Source organism: Kordia jejudonensis (assembly GCF_001005315.1).
Taxonomy (GTDB): domain Bacteria; phylum Bacteroidota; class Bacteroidia; order Flavobacteriales; family Flavobacteriaceae; genus Kordia; species Kordia jejudonensis.
Genome location: NZ_LBMG01000057.1, coordinates 23788 through 32218 on the forward strand (window position 1 = coordinate 23788; position 8431 = coordinate 32218).

Annotated in this window: 8 protein-coding genes; 7 read left to right on the plus strand and 1 reads right to left on the minus strand. The window is 34.8% G+C overall.

Features of this window, described 5'->3' with window-relative positions:
- Nucleotides 1–68: 68 nt before the first annotated feature.
- From AA089_RS20355 to AA089_RS20385, 7 genes are all read left to right on the plus strand, one after another.
- Entirely contained in the window at nucleotides 69–1517 is a 1449-nt protein-coding gene (locus AA089_RS20355; protein WP_046758851.1) for a glyceraldehyde-3-phosphate dehydrogenase, read from the plus strand.
- A gap of 137 nt (nucleotides 1518–1654) precedes the next feature.
- Nucleotides 1655–2254, plus strand: coding sequence for a tRNA (guanine-N1)-methyltransferase (locus AA089_RS20360; protein WP_053002609.1), 600 nt, complete (start codon nucleotides 1655–1657; stop codon nucleotides 2252–2254).
- Nucleotides 2255–2266: 12 nt separating this feature from the next.
- Nucleotides 2267–2944, plus strand: coding sequence for a tRNA (guanosine(37)-N1)-methyltransferase TrmD (gene trmD, locus AA089_RS20365; protein ID WP_046758853.1), 678 nt, complete (start codon nucleotides 2267–2269; stop codon nucleotides 2942–2944).
- A gap of 213 nt (nucleotides 2945–3157) precedes the next feature.
- Entirely contained in the window at nucleotides 3158–3511 is a 354-nt protein-coding gene (gene rplS, locus AA089_RS20370; protein WP_046758854.1) for a 50S ribosomal protein L19, read from the plus strand.
- A 739-nt stretch (nucleotides 3512–4250) separates the two neighbouring features.
- The gene (locus tag AA089_RS20375; RefSeq protein ID WP_046758855.1) at nucleotides 4251–6479 is read left to right on the plus strand and encodes an NADP-dependent isocitrate dehydrogenase; all 2229 of its coding nucleotides are present in this window, start codon (nucleotides 4251–4253) and stop codon (nucleotides 6477–6479) included.
- 267 nt (nucleotides 6480–6746) lie between these two features.
- Nucleotides 6747–7568, plus strand: coding sequence for an N-acetylmuramic acid 6-phosphate etherase (murQ, locus tag AA089_RS20380; RefSeq protein ID WP_046758856.1), 822 nt, complete (start codon nucleotides 6747–6749; stop codon nucleotides 7566–7568).
- Nucleotides 7549–7773, plus strand: a complete 225-nt coding sequence (locus AA089_RS20385; protein ID WP_046758857.1) for a DUF6095 family protein — start codon at nucleotides 7549–7551, stop codon at nucleotides 7771–7773. The genes murQ and AA089_RS20385 overlap by 20 nt, the downstream gene beginning before the upstream one ends.
- 7 nt (nucleotides 7774–7780) lie before the next feature.
- Here the strand turns inward: AA089_RS20385 and AA089_RS20390 are convergent, their stop codons facing one another.
- The gene (locus tag AA089_RS20390) at nucleotides 7781–8290 is read right to left on the minus strand and encodes a hypothetical protein (RefSeq protein WP_046758858.1); all 510 of its coding nucleotides are present in this window, start codon (nucleotides 8288–8290) and stop codon (nucleotides 7781–7783) included.
- Nucleotides 8291–8431 lie beyond the last annotated feature (141 nt).

Here is an 8431-nt window from a genome sequence, read left to right on the forward strand (position 1 = left end):
TTACGAAAACGTTTGAAATTGTATACTTTTGCGCAAAATTGTAAACACAACTACACAAATTTAAGACTATGAGTTTTAATGAAACTTACGAAAAGGAACTAACGTTTCAAGCAGACAGAAGACGTGCTACTGTTGAATTTATTAAAAATGTAAGCGATTTATGGTATGATAAATCAATTGAGCTTATTCTTTTTAGAAATCAATTAATTGACAGAAATGTTAGTGAAATTTTAAATTTACACGAATATGCAGGTCAATTTGTACAAAAACCGATCTCTATTTTCGATACTGTAGAAATTGCACAAGCCATTGCAAAAATTGATTTGCCACCTTCAAAAATTGATATTGGTAAATTAACCTACGAATATCACTTAGAAGACAATCAGTATGCAAACGCCACTTCGTTTGTAGTTGACAAGTTAAAAGACGCCAAAAAAACAAATGGAATTACACCTAAAGATGTGGTTTTATATGGTTTTGGTCGTATCGGACGATTATTAGCCCGCGAATTAATGACACGCACAGGTCGCGGAAATCAATTACGCTTACGTGCCATTGTTACCCGCGGAAAAGTAAACGAAACTGTTTTAGAAAAAAGAGCTTCCTTGTTACGTAACGATTCTGTTCATGGAGATTTTCCTGGAACTGTGGGCATCGATGTTGAAAATTCAGCATTAATCATCAATGGAACTACAGTACATATCATTTCGGCAAACGGACCAGAAGAAATTGATTACACAACATACGGAATCAATAACGCATTAATTATTGATAACACTGGAGCATTTAGAGATAAAGAAGCTTTAGAAAGACATTTAGTGCCAAATGGAGCTGACAAAGTATTATTAACAGCACCAGGAAAAGGCGTTCCTAATATTGTATATGGTGTCAATCACAAAGAGCACAATCCTGATGAAGTCCATGTTTGGTCTGCGGCTTCATGTACTACAAATGCAATTACGCCAGTTTTAAAAGCTGTTGAAGATTCTTTTGGACTCATTCACGGTCACTTAGAAACCATTCACGCATACACAAACGATCAAAATTTAGTAGACAATATGCATAGCAAATACCGTCGTGGTAGAGCTGCTGCACTAAATATGGTCATTACTGAAACAGGCGCTGGAAAAGCAGTTTCAAAAGCATTGCCATCGCTGGAAGGAAAATTAACTTCAAACGCAATTAGAGTTCCTGTACCAAACGGTTCTTTAGCAATTTTAAACTTAGAAGTTGAAAACGCAACTTCAAGAGATGGTGTAAACACTATTTTAAAGAAATATGCATTAGAAGGCGACTTGGTAGAGCAAATTAAATACGAATTGAATGACGAATTGGTTTCTTCTGACATTGTTGGTTCTTCGGCACCATCCATTTTTGATAGTAAAGCAACCATTGTTCGTGAAGATGGAAAAAATATCATCCTATATGTTTGGTATGATAATGAATACGGATACTCACACCAAGTAATGCGTTTAGCAAAGTATATCTCAAAGGTAAGACGCTACACATACTATTAATAGAGCACTGAATAATATATTGAAAAGAGTCTCTTTGTTGAGGCTCTTTTTTTTGTGAACAAATCTCTTATGATTTCATACAATAAATAAAAATATCTTCGTTTATTTGACAACTGTTATTTTAAACCTGAATGACCATGAACGTGAAACACCTATTTCTAGCCATTACGCTTTGCTTTTCTATACTTGCAAGTGGACAAAATGTAGCTAAAAATGCGAACCTAAAGTTAAAAGAAGGTCCAATCGAAGCGCAATTTGAGTTCATCATTAAGAATTCTAACAAATACCAAGATTACAAAGTTGTAAAACGTGCTTGGATTGAAAAACTACAAAAGAACGTTGCTGACTCCATCAACGCAATTCGAAAAGATTACGATGCGGAAGTTGCCAAAGTTGCTACACAACAAACTGAAATTGAACAATTAAAAACTGATTTAGCGGCTGTTAATCAAAAGATAGCAGACTTAAATACCGAAAAAGACAGCATTTCGTTACTTGGGATACAATTGAGTAAAGGAACGTACCAAACACTCATGTGGGGAATTATTGCTGTGTTGGCAATATTATGGTTGTTTTTTGCCTACAGATTCAAATCGAGTAATGCGATTACCAAAGAAGCAAAAGCAAAACTTGCGGAAACGGAAGAAGAATTTGAAGAACATCGCAAACGTGCTTTAGAACGTGAACAACAAGTTCGAAGAAAACTACAAGACGAAATCAACAAAAACAAAAGCTAATTTCCTTTACCGATGCGCATAGATATCATTTCTGTAGTTCCTGATCTCATGAAAAGTCCTTTTGAAGCGTCTATCATGAAACGTTCCATTGACAAAGGAATTGTTGACATTCACTTCCACAACTTACGTGAATATGCTACGGACAATTATAAGTCTATTGACGACTATCAATTTGGTGGTGGCGCAGGAATGGTCATGATGATTGCGCCAATTGACAAATGTATTTCTGACTTAAAAGCACAACGCGACTATGATGAAATCATTTATATGACTCCAGATGGAACAACATTGAATCAGGGAATTGCAAATGAACTTTCGCTAAAAGGAAATATTATGATTCTTTGCGGGCATTACAAAGGTGTTGACCAGCGTGTGCGCGATCATTTCATTACTAGAGAAATATCTATTGGTGATTACGTGCTATCTGGCGGAGAATTAGGCGCAGTTGTATTATGTGATGCAATTGTTCGATTGATTCCTGGTGTGTTAGGAAATGAAACATCTGCTCTAACCGATTCGTTTCAAGACAATTTACTAGCGCCACCAGTATATACACGACCTGCAACATACAACGATTGGGAAGTTCCTGAAGTATTACTCTCTGGAAACTTTCCTAAAATAGAAGCTTGGCGTGAAGAGCAAGCGTATGAACGTACAAAAAAGTTGCGTCCAGATTTGTTGGATGAATAGAATTCTTGGGTCTTGGGTCTTGGGTCTTGGGTCTTGGGTCTTGGGTCTTGAAAAGTATGTTTTTCAATTTAAAATTTAGAATTCGACATTTATAATTTCAAAGAAAAGTATTGCACATTCATAATAAATACTTATTTTTGCACTCAATTTTGGATTAACCTCTGGCGATAGACGTGAATGTTGATTTGAATTAAATTATATAAAAAGTTTAAAATGGAAGCTTTAATTAAATTTGTACAAGACGAATTTGTAACAAAAAAAGATTTTCCTGAGTTTGCAGCAGGAGATACAATTACGGTTTATTATGAAATCCGTGAAGGAGAAAAAACACGTACACAGTTCTTTAGAGGAGTTGTAATTCAACGTAGAGGTTCTGGATCTTCTGAAACATTTACAATCAGAAAAATGTCAGGAACAGTTGGTGTTGAGCGTATTTTCCCAGTTAATTTACCAGCACTTCAACGTATTGAAGTTAACAAAAGAGGTAAAGTTCGTAGAGCACGTATCTTTTACTTTAGAGGTCTTACTGGTAAGAAAGCTAGAATTAAAGAAAGAAGATTCAAATAAAATCTTTCGAAATACACACATAAAAAAAGTCTTGCAATTTGCAAGACTTTTTTTGTTATAAACAATTGTTAATAAAGTCCGTTTATATCTTGTTGATTTCTAATTGATTATATTTCTTGCTTTTTCAAAAACTTATACTACATTTATAAAAGAATTTACAAAGAGAACGACGAAAGTCACCTTTTGTAAACACTAAAGAACGTTCTAAACAAGTTGTTATTTTAATATGTTTTTCGGAAGTACTTTTTGGGTACAGAAAATACAAAGAAAAATGTTTCTCCATTTCTAGCGTAGCTTGCTACAACAGACTCAAGGAAAAGCGCCGAAATTTATTAGTATTGCTAAGATGCCGATAAAGCGTTACACATAAATGTTTTGTAAAGAAATATTCATATGTAAAAGGACAAATCACGAAAGTCGATTTGAACAAGTAGGTATATTAAAAAACAGCCGAAATATGTTTCAAAAAATGGTAAAATGCCAATACTAACGAAACTTATTTCAATACCGAAGTAACGTTTGTATTTTTTGGTAAGCAATTATCAAAATGTATAAAATTAACTTCAGAAAGCCATGTCAAGGTAAGTAATTACAATGATATGGCTTTTGTTATTATAAAAAATATAGTAACTTCTTAGGGTACTGATATAATAGCTACCAAAATCTCCTATCATTTTGTATATTTGCATTTCGAAAAAATTACATCTAATCAGATTAAATATTATATCTACACATCAATATGGCAAAATCAACAAAGATTATCTATACGAAAACAGACGAAGCACCAGCGCTGGCAACACATTCTTTACTACCAATCATTAAAGCATTCACAGCTCCATCTGGTATCGACATCGAAACAAAAGATATTTCTTTAGCAGGAAGAGTGTTAGCAAATTTCTCAGAATATTTAACTCCCGAACAACGTGTAAACGACGCGTTAGCAGAATTAGGAGAACTAGCTAAAAAACCAGAAGCAAACATCATTAAACTACCTAATATTAGTGCTTCTGTTCCGCAATTAAAAGCCACAATTTCTGAATTACAAGCAAAAGGATTCACGATTCCTAACTATCCAGAAGAAGTAGAAACTGAAGAAGAAAAAGCAATTCTTGCAAAATATAATAAAGTAAAAGGTTCTGCCGTAAATCCTGTATTACGTGAAGGAAACTCTGATCGTAGAGCACCAAAAGCTGTAAAAAATTACGCAAAGAAAAATCCTCACCGCATGGGCGCTTGGTCGTCAGACTCAAAAACACATGTAGCAACAATGACTGCTGGCGATTTTCGCTCCAATGAAAAATCAGTAACGGTTGCAAACGATACAACTGTAAACATTGAGCATACAGACGCTAACGGAAATAAAACAACACTAAAATCTGGAATCGCATTACTAGCTGGCGAAATCATTGATGCTACAGTAATGAACAAAAAAGCATTATTAGCATTCCTTGAAAGAGAAATAGCAGATACCAAAGAAAAAGGATTGTTATTCTCGCTTCACATGAAAGCTACCATGATGAAAGTAAGTGATCCAATCATTTTTGGACATGCAGTTCGTGTATATTTTGCGGATCTATTTGAAAAACACCAAGCTACATTTGAAGAAATTGGCGTAGATGTAAACAATGGTTTTGGAAACTTACTAAACAATTTAGACGAATTATCAGCTGAGAAAAAAGAAGAAATCGTTGGAGATATCGCGGTTGCCATGGAAAATGGTCCAGATATCGCTATGGTAAATTCTGATAAAGGAATCACAAACTTACATGTACCAAGTGATGTCATTATTGACGCTTCAATGCCAGCAATGATTCGTGATTCTGGAAAAATGTGGGATGCAAATGGAGAAAGACAAGATGCTAAAGCCGTAATTCCTGATAGCAGTTATGCCGCTTTATACCAAGCAACCATTGACTTCTGTAAAGAGCACGGTGCTTTTGATCCTACCACAATGGGAACAGTTCCTAATGTTGGACTCATGGCGCAAAAAGCTGAAGAATACGGTTCGCACGACAAAACCTTCGAAATTCCTACAGATGGAACTGTAGCTGTAGTCGATGCAGAAGGAAACACACTAACAGAACACACAGTTGAAGCTGGAGACATCTGGAGAATGTGTCAAGTAAAAGATGCTCCTGTTCGCGACTGGGTAAAACTAGCCGTAAGTAGAGCTGCAGCAACAAATTGGCCAGCAGTTTTCTGGTTAGACGCAGAAAGAGCGCACGATGCAGAATTAATCAAAAAAGTAAATCTTTACCTAAAAGACCACAATACGGAAGGATTAGAAATTCATATTCTTGCCTTAGAAAAAGCTACAAAATTCACGCTAGAACGTATCAAAAAAGGAGAAAACACAATCTCTGTAACTGGAAATGTGTTACGTGATTATCTAACAGATTTATTCCCAATTTTAGAATTAGGAACAAGCGCGAAAATGTTATCTATCGTTCCATTAATGAACGGCGGTGGATTATTTGAAACTGGTGCTGGTGGATCAGCTCCAAAACACGTACAACAGTTCACTGAAGAAGGTCATTTACGTTGGGATTCACTCGGAGAATTCTTAGCATTAGCGGTTTCTTTAGAGCATTTAGGTTCCAACTATGACAACCACAAAGCCATCGTTTTATCTGAAACCTTAGATGATGCAACGGACAAATTCTTAGAAAACAAAAAATCACCTTCACGTAAAGTGAATGAATTAGACAACAGAGGAAGTCACTTCTATCTCTCGTTATATTGGGCACAAGCGCTGGCGGCGCAAGACAAAGATGCGGATCTAAAAGCGCGCTTTACTCCTATCGCAGCACAATTAGCTGAAAATGAGGAAAAAATCGTAAACGAACTCAATAGTGCACAAGGTTCTCCAATGGATATTGGCGGCTATTACATGCCAAATGATGACGTAACTGCCAAAGCAATGCGTCCAAGCGAAACGTTCAATTCCATATTAAGCGCAATCGTATAACACAAAACATAAATAACAACATCAAAAAAAAGCTTCTTACATGCTCGTAAGGAGCTTTTTTTATACATGCTCTTCTAAAAACTGAATAAGTTAAATACATCAACACTTTTACATTCAAAATTTAGAATTCCACATTTAAAATTTATTAGGGCGTTCCCAAAGGTCGTGCTATCCACTATATCTCCCGAAAAAAACGGGAGGATGCCGTTCCTATCACTAACGCAAAAAACCGTTTCTTTTCTACATAAAATAACGTATTTTTGAACTATGGAATTTATCAAAACTACAGAACAAGATTCTAAGTACAATCATCTTGAAAAAATGAGTGTATCGGAATTATTGATCAACATCAACAATGAAGACAAAACTGTTCCGATTGCCGTAGAAAAAACAATTCCTCAAATAGAAAAATTAGTTACAAACATTGTAACTCGCATGAACAATGGTGGACGTTTATTCTACATTGGTGCTGGTACCAGTGGACGACTCGGTATTGTAGATGCTTCAGAATGTCCTCCAACATTTGGAGTGCCACATGAACTCATTGTCGGATTAATTGCTGGTGGAGATACTGCCATTCGAAAAGCAGTTGAATTTGCAGAAGATGATACGAAACAAGGATGGAAAGACTTACAACAACACAATATCTCAGAAAACGATACGGTTATCGGAATTGCCGCTTCTGGTACAACTCCTTATGTAATTGGAGCGCTTAAAGAATGTAACAACAATAACATACTAACAGCTTGTATCACTTGTAATCAAGACAGTCCATTATCAAAAGTATCCAAACATCCAATTGAAGTTATTGTCGGACCTGAATTTGTAACAGGAAGCTCTCGTATGAAAGCGGGAACAGCTCAAAAACTAGTCCTTAATATGATTTCAACTGCAGTCATGATTCAACTTGGAAAAGTAAAAGGAAATAAAATGGTTGACATGCAACTTAGCAACCATAAGCTTGTAGACAGAGGTACGAAAATGATCATGTCTGAATTAAACGTATCTGAAGAAATAGCTACTGAATTACTAAACAAACACAAAAATGTACGAATAGCAATATCAAACTATGACAAAAAGAACAAATAAAGAAGTATTAGGAAAAGGAATAAAAAACATGCTAGGATCTTTAATTTGTATGTTTTTAGGTCCAATGGTAATTCACTCTGCTTTTAAGAACCAAGAACATTCATTATATATTCCTGTACTAATAGTAGGATTAACCATAGCAGCTTTTGCCATCATTCTAGCATTCAATGGTATACGTAAAATAATGAATTCGATGTTTAACTAAAAAAGAATTAAGAATTATTCAGTACCGCCTTTGGAGTAGTCGGATTATATCCAAAATTTTCATCTTCAACAACCACATCCAAACGATCCATAATATATCCTATAATTGCATAATGATGAATTGTATGTGCATTTGCTTGTGCTAGCAATGATCCTAAAGTATATTCTAAAGTAATATTTCCCTCCCCTAAATCATCTTCAACAGACAACAACAGTGAAAAGTCAAGTGCCTCTAAACCTCTTAACTTATCAGCTATTTGATCAATTTCAGAAATTGCACAATTACAATCATTTTCTATATCCTGATTTCTCGCACGAGAAGTTAAATTGACATACTTAGCGTCTAATCCGTCAAAAATACAATTATAAAAATCTAGCAAATGTCTAATATGCGAGCCTACACTTGAATAATAAGGGCCAACTTCCTTGCAGCAATAAAAAGAATCGTTCAATTCATTCAATAAATTTTTAGACTTATATAAAGTAGTTAAAAGAGAGTCAATTACAGTGGAATTCATATGTAAGATTTATTCTGTTCAATATACTAAAAAAATGACCAATCAGAACACAATAATAAAATTATGAATGAAGTCAATTTTACAAATCATTCAGTTTAGTAATTAAAAGGTATTTAATTTAGTTCATTATTTGGATTTTGG

Excerpts from the sequence above, each read along its gene's own strand:
- AA089_RS20355 (WP_046758851.1), top strand. The coding sequence starts at position 69 with ATGAGTTTTAATGAAACTTACGAAAAGGAACTAACGTTTCAAGCAGAC.
- AA089_RS20360 (WP_053002609.1), top strand. The coding sequence starts at position 1,655 with ATGAACGTGAAACACCTATTTCTAGCCATTACGCTTTGCTTTTCTATA.
- trmD (WP_046758853.1), top strand. The coding sequence starts at position 2,267 with ATGCGCATAGATATCATTTCTGTAGTTCCTGATCTCATGAAAAGTCCT.
- rplS (WP_046758854.1), top strand. The coding sequence starts at position 3,158 with ATGGAAGCTTTAATTAAATTTGTACAAGACGAATTTGTAACAAAAAAA.
- AA089_RS20375 (WP_046758855.1), top strand. The coding sequence starts at position 4,251 with ATGGCAAAATCAACAAAGATTATCTATACGAAAACAGACGAAGCACCA.
- murQ (WP_046758856.1), top strand. The coding sequence starts at position 6,747 with ATGGAATTTATCAAAACTACAGAACAAGATTCTAAGTACAATCATCTT.
- AA089_RS20385 (WP_046758857.1), top strand. The coding sequence starts at position 7,549 with ATGACAAAAAGAACAAATAAAGAAGTATTAGGAAAAGGAATAAAAAAC.
- AA089_RS20390 (WP_046758858.1), bottom strand. The coding sequence starts at position 8,290 with ATGAATTCCACTGTAATTGACTCTCTTTTAACTACTTTATATAAGTCT.